Source organism: Vibrio gallaecicus (assembly GCF_024347495.1).
Classification (GTDB): Bacteria; Pseudomonadota; Gammaproteobacteria; order Enterobacterales; family Vibrionaceae; genus Vibrio; species Vibrio gallaecicus.
The window spans coordinates 281,515-299,143 of sequence record NZ_AP025491.1; the positions used below are offsets into that span (position 1 = coordinate 281,515).

Consider the following 17,629-nt stretch of genomic DNA (forward strand, 5'->3'; position numbering starts at 1 on the left):
ATCCAAGAGCGTTCATGCTCTTGGATTTTTTACGCATGTAACTTTCTATACGCAGCAATGCTAAGTGAACATTGATTAGAGATCCGGTATTACGGCTCCTACATTGTATCTGTTTTCTCATTTAATCTGTCTTTACGCGTTCCCATGTTCACGTTCCAGGTGTTTCACTAATGCTTTAACGAAACGAGCAGCTTCTCCACCGGTACATGCTCTGTGGTCAAAAGTGACGGATAATGGCATCGCTTTTACTTCAGTTGGCTTTCCATCTTCCATGATCACTTTTTTAATAATGCGCCCAGCTCCGACTATTGCTACTTGAGGCGGAGAAACCACTGGTGTGGCATAAATGCCTGCGATTGCACCAAAGTTAGATAAAGTAATCGTGGCATTTTGAAGTTGTTCTCTGCCAATTCGTCTATTTCGGATTCCTTTCACCGTTCCATCTAGCCATGTTCGAATATCTTGCGCATTGTAGCTATCAGCTTGGCGTAAAACTGGAACATACAAGCCATGGGAACTATCAACAGCTATACCTATGTTTACGGTGGTGTGAACACAGCGAGTCATAGTGGTGGCATCGAACCAAGCATTCATCGCTTTTTCTTGTTGGCTGGCATAACTGACGGCTTGGATTAGGCGGATAGAAATATCTTCATCTTTGTTCCAATGATTTAATAATGCTTCTTCTGTAATCGTTACGGAAGCAACATTATGATGGGATTCCGCCATCGACTTAACCATTGCCCTCCGAGCACCTTTTAATACTTCGGTTCCTGGTTGTTGTTTATCTGCAGCATTGTATATATCTACATCAAGTATTAGCCCGCTATCACCGCTACCATCTACTAAATCAATGCTTATACCTAAACGCTTGGCAAGTAACCTTGCAGAAGGGAGTGCAGAAACTTGATTGTTTGAACGTTCAGAATTTCCTTGTGTATACCCTGATCCTTCTGCGTAACTACTCCCTTGCGCAGAACTAGCATCGCCAACCCAGAAACTATCAATGTCGACCTGATGGTTTTGGTGAGAAACTTTGCCAACCACGGTTGCCGCATCTTTTGACTGTTCAGCACTAGATTCATATTCATTTACGCTTTCAGCTTCTAACTGACCATGGGTATGGTTACTGAACTCTGTGGTGACTTCTTCTATTTCAAGTAACACACTGCCAACGTTAATTACATCGCCTTCATTACCAAAACGTTTCAGGATTTTTCCGCTGTAAGGGGCTGGTACATCAACAATGGCTTTCGCGGTTTCAAGTGTCACGACAATTTGATCCACTTTAACTACATCGCCCACTTTAATGTGCCATTCAACGATTTCTGATTCGGCAAGACCTTCTCCAAGATCTGGTAGCGTAAAAGATTTCATTTCCATCCCTCCACTAATTCATGAGCCGCAAGCTCAATATCTTGTTGTTGAATCATGAAAAACTGTTCATTTCGGTAATAAGGCATGACGGTGTCCATCCCTGTTAATCGCTTCGGCGGGGCTTTTAGCAAACACATGGCGTGCTCAGCTGTCCGAGCCAAAATTTCCGCCCCAACACCACAGGTTCTTGCAGCTTCATGAACCACGAGCAATCGTCCAGTTTTTTCGAGTGACTTGAATATGGTAGCCATGTCTATTGGTTTGATACTGGCTAAATCGATGACTTCGACTTCAATACCTTGTGATGAAAGGTTACTTGCGGCCTCAAGTGATTCAACGACACATGCCCCCCATGTTACTAGGGTCAGATCTCTTCCTTTGCGAAGCGTGAAACAGGAATCAAGAGGGAGTGCTTCTCCGTTATCGACGACATTCGATTTTACAGTGCGATAAATACGCTTGGGTTCAAAGAACATGATGGGATCGTTACTACGAATTGATGCGAGTAGTAGTCCGTATGCACGTTGAGGTGAGGAAGGAATAACAACTTTGAGCCCTGGAGTATGAGCAAAAATGGCTTCAACACTTTCAGAGTGATGTTCTGGAGCGTGAATGCCTCCGCCAAAAGGTGCGCGGAATACCGCAGGGCAGGTTAATCGCCCTCGGGTTCTATTTCTGATGCGAGCAGCATGGCACATAATGTGCTCAATCGCCGGGAATACAAACCCTTGGAATTGAAATTCTGCAACCGGTCTTAGCCCTTGAGCTGCCATGCCAACCGTTACACCACTGATTAACGCTTCAGCAAGGGGCGTATCGATGACTCGCTTTAAACCAAAGCGCTCTTTTAATCCAAGCGTAGCTCTGAATACACCTCCGTTGTCACCAACGTCTTCCCCTAAAACTACCACATTAGAGTCTTGGTTCATTTCATGGTGTAAAGCGAGGTTGATTGCTTCAATGATTGTGATTTCAGCCATTATCATCTCCTTGACCTTGACCTTGACCTTGACCTTGACCTTGCATGCGCATCGCTTTGTTGATTAATTCATCTCGTTGCTTGTTAAGGTCGGGGTCAGCCGATTCATACAAATAATCAAAGGCACTTTCAGGCGCTGGATGCGTAAGTTGCATATAGTGGGAGACAGCAACTTCTACTTTTGTTTTGCATTGTTCTAACCAGTCTTCATCTTTTTCTTCAGACCAGATATTTTGCTTGATCATGTACGCTTTCATTCGGGTTACTGGGTCAAATTGCCAAGCTTCTTTGAGTTCATCACTACTACGATATCGAGTCGCATCATCTGCCGTAGTGTGGTCACTTAAGCGATAGCTGATGGCTTCAATTAGGGTAGGACCTTTGCCTTTTTTGGCTTTATCTAATGCGTTACTGATTGCATCATATATTGCGACTATGTCATTACCATCAACCGTTACTCCTTCAATACCTGCTCCTTTCGCTTTTTCAGACAGCAAACCTGCAGCGCATTGTAAGGAACGAGGTACAGAGATCGCCCATTGGTTATTATTCACGACAAAAACTAATGGCAAATTCCAAACACCAGCGCAATTTATGGATTCGAGGAAATCCCCCTTTGATGTCGCTCCATCACCACAAGTTACAACTGCGGCATTATGAAGCCCTTCAATTTTTAATGCTGACGCAATACCAACCGCATGGGTGCATTGAGTCGCGATGGGTACACAGAAAGGAAAGTCTCGGCAGTATCCCGAATTAGGCAAGTCTTGCTGATCGGGTGTTCTGAAATCACTGCCTCTTTCATCACCGCCCCAGTATTGGAGGTTTTTTTCCATGGAAATGCCGCGCGCCCACATGGCGGGCATGTCTCGGTAGTAGGGGACAAATACATCTTGGGGGGCCATCGCTCGACCAATCGCAATGCCAATCGCTTCTGCTCCTAAATGAGACGGGTATGTTCCTAGTTTTCCCGTACGTTGCAGCGCGACTGCTTTGTTGTCGTAGGTTCGAGTTAAAAGCATGTCACAGTAATACTGGATTAATTTTGAAGGTTTAGCCCAGTGAGGCAGTGGGCTAATGAGATCCCCATTGTGATCAATAAATCGATACATAGGTAATGCCTGAACATTCATCTCACGCTCCTTTTGACAAGGATCTTCTTACAAGATCGTTATCACCGAAAGGTTGATAGCTATGATGAGAGAGTCTTTTCACTATGATCAAGTTATGAACTTGAGGCAGCATTGATTAAGCAGTAAAGGTTCTATTCAAAATGCTGTACTAGAGACTTGCTATGTCATGATGCATTTAGCTACGCAAAACAAGCTCTTCAGTGATTGATCTCGATATAGCCGATACACTAAGTGTAATCAAAGTTGTGTATTTTGCTTAGACTATAAGAAACTTTGTCATTCATTGCTCTGGGTTATGGTAGTGTTAAGTTTCATAATGCTGATGATTACCCAGTGGTTTTTTGTTACTCATGGAAATGATTAAGCGTTTCAAATGTAGGTTCTTAACCTCAGTTGTGGAGTGAATATGAGTAGACTTCGAGAACCTTTCCTAATTCCCCTTTTCTTCGCGATTGTTTTTTTTATTGGTCATCGTGGGTTGTCCATCATTGAAAATGAACATCGCTTGTCTGTTGGCGAATCCCTTAATACGGTTATTCATACGATTGAAGAAGCGTTATCTTTATGGACAAACAACCACCGCGCAAAAGTTGAAACCATTGCCCATCGAACAGACCTTATTGATTTAACCCAGCAGATTTTAGATGCAAAAGATGTGCACCAGTTTGAGCTTGTACAAGGGAAAATTCGAGATTTACTTAATCCTGAAATTATTGCATTTGGGTATAAGGGCTTTTTTATTATTAGCCCAGAAGCAATTAATATGAGTTCAATGCGAGATACCAATATTGGTCAAGCAAACTTAATTGCTCACCAAAGAAGGGATCTATTTGAAAAGGCGCTTGCGGGTGAAACACTTATTGTCCCACCGATTTTCTCTGATGTGCCACTGCAATACCGCGATAGTCGATTTAAAGTATTACCACCTACTATGTTCGCTGTTTCCCCAATTAGAAATCATGAAAACTCGATTATTGCTGTCCTTGCGATTCGAATTGATTCCGTTAATAGTTTTAGCCGCTTAATGCGTTTAGGCCGAATTGGAAACAGTGGCGAGACCTACGTGTTTGATCATCAAGGGGTTATGCTTACGGAAAGTCGCTTTGAAGATCAACTACTTGCTCTGGATCTTATTGATTACAAGGAGGGTTCAAGCTTGAATATACAGTTACTTGATCCCGGTGTTGATCTCACTACAGGGGCTGATGCGGTCTATCCTCCTTCTCAACAACCTTTTACTTATCTAGTTCAAAGTGCCTTAAATCAAGTCGATGGCGATAATGTAAATGGGTATCGGGATTATCGAGGGGTTATGGTGATAGGAAGCTGGAAATGGTATGAAGAGCTTGGTGTAGGAATTGCTACTGAAATCGATGTGTCGGAAGCGATGAAGTCATTCGTTATTTCACGAAACGCCATTTTCGGGATTTTGTTCCTCACAACAGCATTAGCGGTCACGCTGACTTCTATTTTACTAAGAAATCGTTCTAAAGCGGTGGAGTTATTGGAACAGAATAAGCTGTCATTAGAGGGGAAAGTTGCCGAACGAACTGAAAGTTTGTTGAAAGTGAATTCAGACTTGCAAAGCCAAATTGTAGAAAGAGTTCGAACCGAAGAAAAGTTGAAGCTTGTACAAATGGATTTGGAAAACACAAACCAAAAGCTGACAAGGTTAGCGTCTACTGATGGCTTAACGGGGATTTCAAACCGCAGAACATTTGACATTAAGTTAAGTGATGAGTGGCAGTTAGCTTTGAAGTTAAATACGCCTATATCTTTATTGTTGATGGATGTTGATGACTTTAAAAAGTACAACGATACATTCGGTCACCAAGCCGGCGACCTATGCTTAAAGCAGGTTGCTGAGATTTTAAAGTTAAGTGATCAGCAAGCACTCTCAAATGATATTGTTGCTCGTTATGGTGGTGAAGAGTTTGTGATTGTTTTAAGGAATACCAAGCTTGAAGATGCAAGAATAGTTGCGGAAACCATTCGTTCTAACCTGCTATCAGCTGCACTTCCGTACAGCAATTCGGGGGTAGAAGGGGCGCAAGTTGTAACCCTGAGTATTGGTGTTGCGACAGTGACACCTAAGTTTGGTCAAAGTTTTGAATCTTTGGTAAAGCAAGCTGATGAAGCACTTTATCGGGCTAAGGCGTTAGGAAAAAATAGAGTCGTTGGCGGTTAGTTCATTGTCGAATGACTATTAATGGATTATCAATAGTTTTAAATTGTCGTTACACTAGCGCTAATAATGATTAAAAAGGTAAAACCCAATGTTTCATGGTCACGTTTATTTCGGTTTACGTAATGCTCAGTTAGCAGAAGATTTTCGTCAAAAACTGATTCAGGAAAGAAAAGATGCGATTGAAGTGTTCCCTCTGGTTCAGCGCTTAGTCGGACCTCATAAAATGCCGATGTTTGAAATTCATTTTAAAAATAACGATAACAATCTAATTGAATGGTTAGAGGCTGAACGTGGCGATATGTCAGTACTTATTCACCCAGTGACTGGTGGTGAAGAGTTACTGGATCACACTGAACGAGCGATTTGGCTTGGTCGTGAATTAGGTGTATTTGAAGAAACGTTATCAAGTTAATTCAGTCTATTTCTTTTATGTACCATTCTTTAATAAAGCGCTGTTTTTCAGTGCTTTTTTTATGGGGCAAACTCAGTCAACTAGTTATTATATCGTATGACTTTATTACCTATTTAATACCTAGCCAATGGTATTGGTTAGCCAACTTTCGAAGTACATCAATCTCTTTTTCAGTTTCTTCCTTGAGCCACTCAATTAAATCATCAATAACAGGGGTATGAGTTTGTTGGTGACCATAGTAAGTCCAAGCACTCCGCTGAATTTTCGCGTTCTCAGGGCAATACAAAAAATCTCTTTCAAGTTCCTGCAATACTAAAAGTAAATCCGTTACAGTGACACCTTGACCAGATAAGCATGCACTTAACGCTAAATCTAAAGAGTGGAAACTGGTGTTTCTAACCACTTGTTGAGGAGGGTATTCGACTGCTGATAACCACACTTTCCAATCATGATGGTCAAGCGTGGGGTGCAGGCGTGGCATCGTTAGAATCGAATTTAAGTCTGTGGTGTCTTCCGTTAAAATTTTTGCACAAACTGGAGCCATGTATTCATCTCTTAAGAAGAAAATATTGGGCTTATTATCGTAATGTTTTTTTAAACGGGTATGAAAAATGAGTAAGTCATAGTCAGCCTTATTAAGCGCTTCGTCCTCTTCAATTACAGGAATAATCGCGATTTCGTAATCTGGGTAACGCTCATTCAGATCGTGGACCTTATTAATCATCACGCGAGTAGCAAAACTTAACGCCGCCTTTATCACAATACGTTTTTGCTTTGGTTCTTTCCACGAAGCAACAACGGCTTCAATCGAGGTGTAATTATCTCTTAGTGCTAAATAAAGCTCTTGCCCTTGAAGTGTCAGGGTTATCGTCCTGTGATGTCTCATGACTAGTGATGCGTTGAGGTCATCCTCAAGCTGTTTTACCTGACGACTTATTGCACTCTGGGTCACGTTTAGCTCATCCGCTGCAAGGGTAAAACTCATAAGCCTTGCCACGGATTCAAAGGCTCTAAGTCCGTTATGTGAATAAGGGAGGTTTGGATAAGGAGTTATCATTATTTCTCATGAGTTTTTGGAATGCCAGATTGGCAGATATATCAATTGAATGCTAGTTCGATAAAGCTTACTTTGTGCGAAATATCTAGAGGTTCCTATGAAAAAAATTCTCGCACTTGCATTCCCACTCATCATCTCACAGCTTATCTCTATGGCATTGGTATTGACTGATGTTTGGATGATGTCACGAATCAGCGTATCTGCATTGGCTGCGGGTGGTTTAGGTGCCTCTATTTATTTCTTCATCTTCATTATTGCAGGGAGCACGGTAGGGTGCGCCGCAAACTTAATCGCCATTGCTTATGGGCAAAGAGTCAGCCGTCCTGAGCACGGTAATAAGCAAATTAGGTTAGCGGTAAAAGGTGCAGTGATGTTGTCATTTGTACTGAGCGTATTACTGATGAGCAGCTTTTGGCTAGCTCCGTGGGTTCTTGAAACCGCAAAACAACCGCCTGAAGTGGTGGTTCTCGCAATGGAATACGTACATGCTCTGAAATGGGTGATGTTTCCATCTCTGATATTGTTGGTGCTTCGTGGCTTAACCAGTGCGTTTGGACAAGTGCGCTCTATTTTAGTTATGTCTGTTGTGACGGTCATACTTAATGTACCTGTGAGCTATTTACTGACTTTCAAATTAGACATGGGATTAACTGGCTTAGGCTTAGGAACTGCCATTGCTGCATTAATTGTTATGGCTTGCTACACCATCTGGGTCTTTAAACGCGATGAATTTAAAGCATTCTCTCCTTGGCTAAATATTGATGAGTATTCATTCAAACTAATGAACCCACTACTGCTTATGGGATTACCGATCGCAATGGCAGCCATACTGGAACACGGGTTGATTTATGGCGGAACATTAATGGCAGGGACGATCAGTATTGCTTCATTAGCATTGCATCAAATATTACTTCAATGCTTAAGCTTCACTTGGAACTTTAACTTCGGTTTCTCTCAAGCAGCCGCAATATTGGTGGGGCGTGACTACGGCGCACAAAATTATGAAGGGATTAAAAGAACCTCTATTCAAAGCTTTATTTTAGTCACACTGCTGAGTGTGGTTTTGTCTGCTATTTTCATTCTTTGGCCAGATTTTATTGCGGGCTTGTTTAAGCTAGACGAAGGCGCTGAAGGCATGTCTTCTTTACTTGCGTCAGTGATTTGGGTGGTAGCGCTGTGCTTCATTGTTGATGCGTGGCAATTACTCGCAATCAATCTCTTAAGAGGAATGAAAATAGTCTCAATGCCAACTGTGATGACAGCCATTGGTTATTGGTTGTTTGGTCTTCCAGCTGCTTGGTATCTAATGCTTGAATATCAGCTAGCTGGAATTTGGGGTGGAATTGGTGTTGGTTTGGGTGTGACCGGAATTTTATTATTGGTTAATTTAATGTTCGTTATTCGCCGCACTAATCGTCATGTTAACCCAACAGGGCTATGCCAAGCGTAAGGCTAAACGTGTACGGCTTGGATAAAATTTATTAATTCACCTCTAATTTCTAGATTACTCTATGGCATGTGCTAACGTTACAGTATGATGGTAAGCATAGTTAGAGGTGGATTTATCAGGCTGTGACCTTATAGAAATGCTTCAATGAGCATATTTTCTGGAAGGTTATCTCTGCATGAGAAAAAGTAGTTTACTTTCGTTTTTAGTGATTGGACTGTGTATTTGGGCTGTTGTTACGGTCGATATCCTCGTTTTCCAAACGGAGACAGATACTGTTGATCATCCAGCAGCATCTTCACACCCTGAAATTGAATTAAGCCAATCAGACATTGGTCATCAGCTTATTTCTATCTTTGACCAAACAAAGGTAGATCCTCAAACATCTTCCAGCCGTTTCCAGGCATTAGAGTTAACTAACTTATCTAAACTGACCCCCACAGAAAAAGCGTATTGGCTGAAAATACAAATCAAGCTTGCAAAGAATATGAAAGATAGCAGGACGGTTGATGAACTTACACTGCAATTAAAAAAACTAGCAGATAATGAAAAACTGACTTGGCTAACCGTTTCACTTTTAATTGATGAAGCCGTAAACCATGCTAGGCATAGCCGTATTCCTCAAGCTGAAGCCCTGATCACGCAAGCCATCACTATAGCGAGAGAGCACCATATTATTTACCAGCTCCCAAGAGCCTATAATGTGGCTGGTTTTATCAGTAATTCGTCAAATGAACTTTTAAAGTCGCAAAGGTACTTTTCTGCGGGGATAAAAGTTGCCACCGAATTAGGGGATAGTCTGTATAACAGCACCATTCATAATAACTTGGGGCTCTTATATCTACATATAGAAAGGTGGCTCAAAGCTCTAGAATACATGCAAAAAGCCCGTCAGCTCTTGAATGAAAGTGGTGTGATTAATAACCCCTTAATGCATACCATTTATCTTAATGAAGCCTTTATCTACAATCGATTAGGTGATGTGGAGAATTCTATTGCTGCGTATTCTGAAGCTCAGTTGTATTTTGAGGAAGAGAAAGCTTCTGTGCGGGATAATTTGATTCAATTGAAAGGCAAAGCTGAAGTATTACTGTTATTGACGGAATATGAAGAGGCTCGAAAGACTGCTACCCACTGCCTTAATTTTCCTGGCAGTAAAGAATACCCATTGGAATTCGGTCAGTGTTATTTGTTATTGGCGAAAAGTTTAAATCAACTGAAAGAGTACCAATTAGCTTTGAATATGGTTGATGAAGCCATTGAAATATTTACTGATATTGACCATGAAAGATGGGTGATACGCTCATACAATCAAAAGGCTGAAGTGTATAGCAGCTTAGGGGATTTTGAATCAGCGTTGGACATGTACCGTATTTTTTATCAGCAAGATAAGCAACAGCTTTTAGGCAAGGTATATAACCTTGAAAATGCTTTTGCTACTCGCCGAATTGAGCAAGAGCGTGATTTGTTAGATGTCGAAAAAAAACTGACAGAAGCAAAACTGGCGAAAGAAAGGCTTCGCTTTCAGGTTGCTTGTATCTGGGGGATCATTGCTATCGTTATTATTACTTTAACGATACAAAAATCGGTATTAATGCATAGGAAAAATAAGGAATTAGAGAATCTATCATTCATCGATCCATTAACTGGTTTGAATAACCGCCGTTACTATAACTATCAAGTGAAATCCGGAAAAATCCTTTCAAAAACATTATTTTATCGGATTGCTTTATTAGATTTAGATTACTTCAAACAGGTCAATGATCAATATGGTCATGACATCGGGGATGTGGTTTTGAAAGAATCCGCTAAACGAGTGAGTAAGCTATTGGCTGATAATGAATTATTTATTCGCTGGGGCGGTGAAGAGTTTTTAATGGTATTGATTGACGATAAGTCAGTAGAACAACGCATTCAACTAATTTTAGAAACCTTCAATAAAACAAAATTTGAAACCAGTGCTGGCAATTTGGATATCACAACCTCTATTGGTGTAAGCCACCCTGCGTTGCCTACTGAACTCCATTATAACGATGAATACTTTAGGAAAGCGGACCAGAACTTATATGAGGCGAAACGCTCGGGTCGAAATCAAGCCGTTTATCCAGACAGTTAAGTCTCAATGTAATATAAATATCGATGTAAATTTAATATCACTGTAAAGATAGGTTCGTACCTTTAAAAAGATTCGAACCTATCTATTCATATTAGTAAGTTAGAGCTCGTTAGTTTTAAAATAGTCGGCGACAAAATCAATAAAAGTACGAATGCGTTGGGGCTGATGGTCGCTGTCTTTATAAACTAAATACATCGGCAGTTTTTTCTTTGTGTACTGTTCGAATAGCGAAACTAGTGTGCCTGACTCTAGCTCTTTTTCTATCATCCACCTTGGCATTGCAGCAATACCTTGCCCAAGCTTAGCCATTTTAACCAGCATCTCTGGGCTATCACTTCGTAATTTTTCTCTTACTTTTACTCTTATTTCCTTGTTCCTATCATTAAAACGCCACAAGTTTGATGGTGATATAAGAGAATAGGTTAAACATTGGTGCAGGCTTAATTGCTCCGCTTTTAAAATTGGCGGGTGTGATTCTAAGTAGCCAGGCGATGCAAAATAGACTAATTCATTGTCTATTATCCATCTTGCTTTTAATCCAGAATCTTTGAGGTATGAAGCTCGAATAGCGATGTCGATGTCGCTTTCAACTAAGTCGACGAACTTATCTGAAACAGATATATCAACAAGTAAATCTGGGTGTGAATTCATGAACAGATTCAGTGGCTTTGACAGTAATTGAAGACTAAATGCACTGGGTGCAGATAGCTTTAATACTCCAGTGACTGAAGCTTGTTCTTCTCTGAGGTGAGATTCGAATACATCTATTTCACTGGTTAGTTTTAATGATAAATCCAGATATTGCTTTCCACTTACAGTGAGACTAATGGCACGGGCATGCCTGTGAAATAAAGTCACTCCAACGTCTTTTTCTAACCAAGCAATCTTTTTGCTTACGGCACTTTGAGTGAGGTTGAGCTCATTTGCCGCAGCGGTAAATGTACCAAGTTGAGCAACATGTATGAACACTTTTAAGCAATCGAATTTATCCATTAGGTATTCCGTTTTGGAATCGTAATTAGTCAAATATTAGCCTACTTATAAATTTTTTGGAATGCTTAAATAAGGGCACTGATTACAGAGGAGTTCAGGTTATGTTGTTTATCCAGGGTCTATTAATTGCGTTCTTTCTATTTGCTAGCTCAGTTAAATTGTTTGGTTGGATGAAGGTGATTTTTGAACCTCAGTTAGCATTTTTTCACCGTTATGGACTTAACCGGTTAGCCATGTTTCTTGTTGGAGTGATTGAAGCGACGGGAGCGATTGTTATGTTTGTAGGTTTGGTAACGCAAAACCCAATTTTAAGTGCCATAGGGGCAGGGTTAATTGCAGGTACATCCATTGGAGCAATGTTCTTTCATTTCCGTTTTGATACATTCAAAGATGCCATACCATCTATCATCACGTTAGGGTTGTCTGCTTATGTGATGACACCTGCTATTGAAGTACTTATTCGACTCTGAGCGAATTCATTAGATACTGTTCGAGCCAAAATAAGAAAGCCCCTTGTGGAGTTATCCAATCAGGGGCTTTGAGGTTTTTAGTTGATGGCTAGGCTTAGATAGCTAGGTTTAGTTAACTAGACCTAGATAAACAAACTGTGATTATAAGTGTTAAGCAGTGACTGCTTTTTTGTCTTTGCTATCACCCATCTTTTTAAGTGCCGCGTAGCCGAAGCCTGTTACTGCTGTACCTGCTGCAATCGCTACTAGGTACATAAGTACTGGAGAGATAGCACCTGGAATCAGTAGTACAAACAAACCGCCGTGTGGAGCCATAAGTTGCGCGCCAAACATCATTGATAGAGCACCAGTTAGTGCGCCACCCGCCATACAAGCTGGGATAACACGCATTGGATCTTTTGCTGCGAATGGAATCGCACCTTCAGAGATGAAGCATAAGCCAAGAACAAATGATGCTTTACCTGCTTCACGTTCGCCTTCTTCAAACTTGTCTTTCACTAGGAAAGTCGCAAGACCCATACCCAGAGCCGGAACCATACCAGCTGCCATGATAGCCGCCATTGGCGCGTAAGTTTGCGAAGCCAGTAGACCAACACCGAATGTGTAAGCCGCTTTGTTTACAGGGCCACCAAGGTCAAAACACATCATTGCGCCTAGAATCACACCCAGAAGAATCGCGTTAGACGTACCCATGTTGTTTAGGAAATCAGTCATTGCGGTCATCACGCCAGAAACTGGACCACCCACGATGTACACCATCACAAGACCAGTGAACAAACTCGCAATAAACGGGATTATCAGTATAGGTTTTAGTGCTTCCATTGATTGTGGAAGCTGAACTTTGTCGGCAATGAATTTCGCTGAGTAACCTGCAATGAAACCTGCCGCGATACCACCTAGGAAACCAGCGCCAGTTGAGCTAGCCAGCATACCGCCGATTAGACCTGGAGCCAGACCTGGACGGTCAGCAATTGAGAATGCAATGAAACCAGCAAGTACAGGGATCATCAGTGCGAACGCCGAGCCACCACCGATAGTCATCAATGCTGCTGCTAGTGTGCCTTCTTCTTTAAACGCCTCAATACCGAATACGAAAGACAATGCGATGATCAGACCGCCTGCAACTACCACAGGAAGCATGTGAGAAACACCTGTCATTAGGTGCTTGTACACGCCTTTCTTCTCGTCAGCAGGTGCTGAATTTGAAGAAGCAGTATGTTGGTATGGCTTAGCTTCTGCGAATGCTTTTTCCATCTCTTGCTTCGTTTTCTTCAAAGCAGGACCTGTTGTCGTTTTGTATAGCGTTTTGCCGTTAAAACGATCAAGAGGAACATCGATGTCTGCTGCGATGATAACAAGATCAGCGTCTGCGATTTCTTGGTCTGTCAGTTGGTTTTTCGCACCTACAGAGCCGCGAGTTTCTACTTTAATTTGGTGACCTAGACGTTTACCTTCTGCTTCAAGCGCTTCAGCTGCCATAAAGGTATGTGCAACGCCAGTTGGACAAGCGGTAATCGCTACGATCTTTTTGCTGCCTGTAGTTTCTGTTGAAGCATTTGCTGAAGTACCAGTAACTTCCACTACAGTCTCAACTTGAGAAGCGTCTAATACTGTTGCTTCTGTTACTGCTTTCTCTAGGAATGATTTTGCATCAGTTGTGCACTCAGAGATAGCCGCTTGGTACACTTTCTTGCCGACAAAGCGCGCTTTATCAACATCTGTATTTGCTGCGATAATCACAACATCTGCAATTTCAATCACACCGTCGGTTAATGGTGTATTAGGAAGCACGCTTGACTGACATTCAATTGATGCGTTCCATTCAAGGGATTTAGCCGCCTGTTCGAGCAACCCTGCTGCAATGATGCTGTTTGCTACGCCACTCGGGCAAGCTGTAATAATGGCAATATTCATAATAAACCTTCTGTCCTTATTTGCTTATGTCTAACTGGCTAGTTGGAGCACTAAGCGACTGTAATTGGATATTTTGTAGTACTGAATCCAGCTCTTGTTGGCTGGTTACGCCAACGCCTACCTGTGAAACTGCTAGGGCAGATAGGGCAGTTGCAAATTTAATAAGTTCTGTTTTTGGCATCTGTTGCATGTGACCCCAACATAGACCAGCGACTAAAGTGTCACCTGCTCCTACCGTGCTTACTACTTGCATGCGCGGTGGTTGAGCGTGTAACCATTCACCTCGGTTAAGCCACATCACGCCCTCTGCGCCAAGTGACACCACGATGTTCTCAATACCTTTTTCACTTAATACTTGACCTGCTTGTTGGCATTGGTCACGAGTGGATAATTCAGCATTGAATAGCTGAGATAGCTCTTCATCGTTTGGTTTGATTAACCAAGGTTGTGCATTAATACCTGCTTTAAGTGCGTCTCGGCTGCTATCAAATAGCACCTTCTTACCTAAATCGTGTAAGCGCTGAACCCAAGAAGCGCAGAGCTCAGGTGAGATACCTTGTGGTAAGCTGCCTGCAATCACGAAGTAATCGTGCGTTTCAGCAAGCTCTAACAAGGTTTCTTCAAACGCTTTAATTGCGTCAGCGTTAACAGGAACACCTGGGAAATTGATGTCACTTACTTGGCCTGAATTCTCTACCAATTTAACGTTGATTCGAGTTGCGCCGTCGACACGAATAAAGCGGTCGGTTGCGCCCAGCTGTTCGAACAGTTGGCAGAACGCTTCTTCATTGTTACGACCAAGGAAACCAGTCACGGTCACTTGCGCGCCAAGCTCTGAAAGTACTTTGGCTACGTTTACGCCTTTGCCTGCTGCATGAAGTGAACCCTTGTTCACTAAGCTAACTGAACCTACGTTTAGCGCATCGATGCTACCAGTCAGATCCAGAGCAGGGTTTAGCGTTACGGTAACGGCTTTGATTTGTTTATCAGACATGTCGATTCCTTAACCTTCACCAAGACCAGATGCGATAGCTTTACCAATCGCTTCTATTGCTTGTGGAGCATCAATACCGTCTGCGATGAATTGAAGCTGGTGGCCGTGTTTAACACCAAGTGCGATAACTTTCATTAAGCTCTTCGCGTTTACTTCCTTTCCGTCACCATCTAAGTTTGAAACGCGGATAGTTGATTCGAATTTTTTCGCTTCAGCAACTAACATTGCACCTGGGCGTGCGTGTAGGCCGTGTGCGTTTTTGATTTTGAATACCGCGCAGTTGCCATCCTCTTGAGAAGCTGCAGAAACTACTTCACCTTTTAGAAGACCAATTACTTGCGCTGCGTCAGCGGTTAACAGTTGTTGCTGCTTACCTTCAAAAACCATTTTGCTTAGGTTTGCCAGAATAGATTGATGAGCGCTATTACAAGCGGCGAAGGCGACAAGTGCTTTCACTGGTGTGCCTTCGTATTCACAATCGTTCGCTGTTGAAACATACGATACGCCAGTACGTGCCACGCCTTTATCGCTGCCTAGTAGCCACAGTCCATTACCAAGGTGTGTAGGCGACTTAGTTACTAGATCCGCTACGAAAGTGTTATCAGTGCAGCCTGTGTTTTTTAGTAGACCTCCCGCAACAGCAGACATTTGAATCATGTCACTTGCAGGGAACAGTAGTTGAACTAAAGAAGCGTCTAGGTCGGCTTCAAGCTGAACTTCACCGTTAAGTAGGGCGATGATTTCGTCTTCTGATTTCGCTTGCTTTAGCTTATCTTCAACACCGTCCGCTGCTAGCACTTTAGTAAGTTGCTTAAGAATACCTAGGTGCTCGTCAGATTTAGCTGCGATACCAATCGCCACGTACACACGGTTACCGTCCGCCCAATCAATGCCTTCTGGAAAATGGTGAACGACTACGCCTGTCTCTTTTACTAAGCAACGAGTATCCGTCGTCCCGTGAGGAATCGCGATGCCGTTACCTAGGAACGTCGAGTTCTGCTTTTCACGGTTCAGCATTCCTTCAACATAGCCTGAATCAACTAAGCCTTTCGCGGTTAGGTCGCCAGCAATGTTCTGGATAGCTTTGAATTTGTCATCGGCCGTTTGACCAAGAGTGATGTCAGATTTTGATAATTTAAGCATGGTGCCTCTTTAGCATATCGCTTGAGAATTTGTGTATCGCTACGATTCAGTCTAGAGCAAGTGTTAGTGAACTTTACTCGTTTATTTATAATTGCTGAATCGGTTCAGCATTTGATGTAAAAAAATTCAGCAAAGCCGATTTTAGTTTTCAAAACAGTTTTGCTGCGTGTCGTTTATTCCGTTTGATTCATGAATCATAAAAAGTTAGATCATGAAAATTCGATTAACGACAAATGACGTTCAATTCATTCAAAAGGATGATTAAAGTCACTTTTCAGATTTTGCTGAATCCTTTCAGCTTTTATACTGAATCGATTCAGCATATAATTCAACTAATCCGAGGATCAGATCATTGGTTATATGATCCTACGCACAAAATACAGGTCACCCATATGACACTTGATGAAATTGCTAAATTGGCTGGCGTTTCAAAAACCACAGCCAGTTATGTCATCAACGGCAAAGCGCAGAAATACAGAATTAGTGAAAAGACTCAGCAGAAAGTAATGGCAGTCGTGGAAGAGTATAACTATCGACCAGACCATGCTGCTTCGTCATTGCGTGCCGGTAATAGCCGTTCATTTGGACTGATTATTCCTGATCTGGAAAACAGCAGTTACGCACGTTTAGCTAAATTGATAGAGCAAAACTCACGTAAAGTGGGCTATCAAATACTGATTGGCTGTTCAGATGATGATGCAGAAACAGAGCGTAAGGTGGCAGAAGCTTTGGTGAGCCGTCGCATTGATGCTTTGCTTGTTGCGAGCTCAATGCCAGATGCCAATGAATTTTACTTGAAGCTACAAAATTCAGGAACTCCAGTAATAGCGATTGACCGTCCTCTAGATGATGAGCACTTTGCCTGCGTGATCAGTGAAGATTTCGAAGCCGCATTTGAACTTACACATTCAATTCTTGATAACAATATCCAAAGCGTGGGCTTGATTGGCGCATTACCCGATTTGAATATTTCACGCGAACGTCAACTTGGATTTGAAGCGGCAAACAAGGCTCATGCGCAACAAACTGATCTCAAAGAGAACAAGCCAATGGTTGTTGGATATGGTGAACACTTTGATCGTGAATCGGGTAGAGAAGTGTTTGAAGAGTGGATTGCAAAAGGCAAGGTGCCCGATGCGATTGTGACCATGTCATACACTTTGTTAGAGGGGGTGTTAGATGTGATGGTCGAAAAGCCAGAATTGATTAACCAAGTAAAATTAGCAACTTTTGGTGATAACCGTTTATTAGATTTTTTACCATTCAAAGTACATTCGCTGCCACAGCAGTTTGAAGTGATTGCAGACAGCGCTTTTGCATTGGCGATTAATGCTTCAGCAAAGCGCTATCAAGCTGGGATTGAATTAGTACCGAGAAAAATAACTCGCAGGTAGTTCTAACTTAAG

General features: G+C 42.1%; 14 protein-coding genes. 6 read left to right on the forward strand and 8 right to left on the reverse strand.

The annotated features are described in order from the left end of the window. Positions 1-132: 132 nt before the first annotated feature. From OCU78_RS15835 to pdhA, 3 genes are read right to left on the reverse strand one after another with little or no spacing between them, the layout of a single operon-like run. Positions 133-1,377, reverse strand: coding sequence for a dihydrolipoamide acetyltransferase family protein (locus tag OCU78_RS15835; RefSeq protein ID WP_167493988.1), 1,245 nt, complete (start codon positions 1,375-1,377; stop codon positions 133-135). Further along, entirely contained in the window at positions 1,374-2,357 is a 984-nt protein-coding gene (locus OCU78_RS15840; RefSeq protein ID WP_137372189.1) for an alpha-ketoacid dehydrogenase subunit beta, read from the reverse strand. Before OCU78_RS15840 ends, OCU78_RS15835 begins: the two co-directional genes overlap by 4 nt. Continuing rightward, positions 2,350-3,489 carry a pyruvate dehydrogenase (acetyl-transferring) E1 component subunit alpha gene (gene pdhA, locus OCU78_RS15845; RefSeq protein WP_137372190.1) on the reverse strand — a complete coding sequence of 380 codons (1,140 nt, stop codon included), beginning with the start codon at positions 3,487-3,489 and terminating at the stop codon, positions 2,350-2,352. The genes OCU78_RS15840 and pdhA overlap by 8 nt, the downstream gene beginning before the upstream one ends. A 406-nt stretch (positions 3,490-3,895) precedes the next feature. Here pdhA and OCU78_RS15850 point away from each other — a divergent pair, with 406 nt between their 5' ends. Then, a complete protein-coding gene (locus OCU78_RS15850) occupies positions 3,896-5,677 on the forward strand; it encodes a sensor domain-containing diguanylate cyclase (RefSeq protein ID WP_137372191.1) in 1,782 nt (593 codons plus the stop codon). 88 nt (positions 5,678-5,765) lie between these two features. Further along, positions 5,766-6,089: a DOPA 4,5-dioxygenase family protein gene (locus OCU78_RS15855; protein ID WP_137372192.1), complete on the forward strand. Its 324-nt coding sequence runs from the start codon at positions 5,766-5,768 to the stop codon at positions 6,087-6,089. A 109-nt stretch (positions 6,090-6,198) separates the two neighbouring features. On the opposite strand, the gene OCU78_RS15860 is transcribed toward OCU78_RS15855, so the two are convergent. Continuing rightward, positions 6,199-7,143: a LysR family transcriptional regulator gene (locus OCU78_RS15860; RefSeq protein WP_137372286.1), complete on the reverse strand. Its 945-nt coding sequence runs from the start codon at positions 7,141-7,143 to the stop codon at positions 6,199-6,201. Between the two features lie 100 nt (positions 7,144-7,243). Between OCU78_RS15860 and OCU78_RS15865 the strand changes: the two genes are divergently transcribed. Both OCU78_RS15865 and OCU78_RS15870 read left to right on the forward strand, forming a co-directional pair. Further along, a complete protein-coding gene (locus tag OCU78_RS15865; RefSeq protein WP_137372193.1) occupies positions 7,244-8,596 on the forward strand; it encodes an MATE family efflux transporter in 1,353 nt (450 codons plus the stop codon). A 175-nt stretch (positions 8,597-8,771) separates the two neighbouring features. Then, on the forward strand, positions 8,772-10,709 hold the full coding sequence (locus tag OCU78_RS15870) for a tetratricopeptide repeat-containing diguanylate cyclase (RefSeq protein WP_137372194.1): 1,938 nt from the start codon (positions 8,772-8,774) through the stop codon (positions 10,707-10,709). A gap of 99 nt (positions 10,710-10,808) precedes the next feature. Here OCU78_RS15870 and OCU78_RS15875 read toward each other — a convergent pair whose 3' ends face one another. Further along, a complete protein-coding gene (locus OCU78_RS15875; protein WP_137372195.1) occupies positions 10,809-11,702 on the reverse strand; it encodes a LysR family transcriptional regulator in 894 nt (297 codons plus the stop codon). A gap of 101 nt (positions 11,703-11,803) precedes the next feature. Here OCU78_RS15875 and OCU78_RS15880 point away from each other — a divergent pair, with 101 nt between their 5' ends. Further along, on the forward strand, positions 11,804-12,172 hold the full coding sequence (locus OCU78_RS15880) for a DoxX family protein (RefSeq protein WP_137372196.1): 369 nt from the start codon (positions 11,804-11,806) through the stop codon (positions 12,170-12,172). Positions 12,173-12,322: 150 nt separating this feature from the next. On the opposite strand, the gene fruA is transcribed toward OCU78_RS15880, so the two are convergent. From fruA to fruB, 3 genes are read right to left on the reverse strand one after another with little or no spacing between them, the layout of a single operon-like run. Next, entirely contained in the window at positions 12,323-14,086 is a 1,764-nt protein-coding gene (gene fruA / locus OCU78_RS15885; RefSeq protein WP_137372197.1) for a PTS fructose transporter subunit IIBC, read from the reverse strand. A 16-nt stretch (positions 14,087-14,102) separates the two neighbouring features. Further along, positions 14,103-15,080, reverse strand: a complete 978-nt coding sequence (pfkB, locus tag OCU78_RS15890; protein ID WP_137372198.1) for a 1-phosphofructokinase — start codon at positions 15,078-15,080, stop codon at positions 14,103-14,105. A 9-nt stretch (positions 15,081-15,089) separates the two neighbouring features. Beyond that, positions 15,090-16,223 (reverse strand): fused PTS fructose transporter subunit IIA/HPr protein, encoded by a 1,134-nt coding sequence (gene fruB, locus OCU78_RS15895; RefSeq protein WP_137372199.1) that lies wholly within the window; start codon positions 16,221-16,223, stop codon positions 15,090-15,092. A 392-nt stretch (positions 16,224-16,615) separates the two neighbouring features. Between fruB and cra the strand changes: the two genes are divergently transcribed. Beyond that, a complete protein-coding gene (gene cra / locus OCU78_RS15900; RefSeq protein ID WP_137372200.1) occupies positions 16,616-17,617 on the forward strand; it encodes a catabolite repressor/activator in 1,002 nt (333 codons plus the stop codon). The last annotated feature ends 12 nt before the right edge of the window (positions 17,618-17,629 follow it).

What these genes read in the sequence shown, in the direction of transcription:
- OCU78_RS15835 (WP_167493988.1), bottom strand. Translation starts at nt 1,377, where the DNA reads ATGAAATCTTTTACGCTACCAGATCTTGGAGAAGGTCTTGCCGAATCA.
- OCU78_RS15840 (WP_137372189.1), bottom strand. Translation starts at nt 2,357, where the DNA reads ATGGCTGAAATCACAATCATTGAAGCAATCAACCTCGCTTTACACCAT.
- pdhA (WP_137372190.1), bottom strand. Translation starts at nt 3,489, where the DNA reads ATGAATGTTCAGGCATTACCTATGTATCGATTTATTGATCACAATGGG.
- OCU78_RS15850 (WP_137372191.1), top strand. Translation starts at nt 3,896, where the DNA reads ATGAGTAGACTTCGAGAACCTTTCCTAATTCCCCTTTTCTTCGCGATT.
- OCU78_RS15855 (WP_137372192.1), top strand. Translation starts at nt 5,766, where the DNA reads ATGTTTCATGGTCACGTTTATTTCGGTTTACGTAATGCTCAGTTAGCA.
- OCU78_RS15865 (WP_137372193.1), top strand. Translation starts at nt 7,244, where the DNA reads ATGAAAAAAATTCTCGCACTTGCATTCCCACTCATCATCTCACAGCTT.
- OCU78_RS15870 (WP_137372194.1), top strand. Translation starts at nt 8,772, where the DNA reads ATGAGAAAAAGTAGTTTACTTTCGTTTTTAGTGATTGGACTGTGTATT.
- OCU78_RS15875 (WP_137372195.1), bottom strand. Translation starts at nt 11,702, where the DNA reads ATGGATAAATTCGATTGCTTAAAAGTGTTCATACATGTTGCTCAACTT.
- OCU78_RS15880 (WP_137372196.1), top strand. Translation starts at nt 11,804, where the DNA reads ATGTTGTTTATCCAGGGTCTATTAATTGCGTTCTTTCTATTTGCTAGC.
- fruA (WP_137372197.1), bottom strand. Translation starts at nt 14,086, where the DNA reads ATGAATATTGCCATTATTACAGCTTGCCCGAGTGGCGTAGCAAACAGC.
- pfkB (WP_137372198.1), bottom strand. Translation starts at nt 15,080, where the DNA reads ATGTCTGATAAACAAATCAAAGCCGTTACCGTAACGCTAAACCCTGCT.
- fruB (WP_137372199.1), bottom strand. Translation starts at nt 16,223, where the DNA reads ATGCTTAAATTATCAAAATCTGACATCACTCTTGGTCAAACGGCCGAT.
- cra (WP_137372200.1), top strand. Translation starts at nt 16,616, where the DNA reads ATGACACTTGATGAAATTGCTAAATTGGCTGGCGTTTCAAAAACCACA.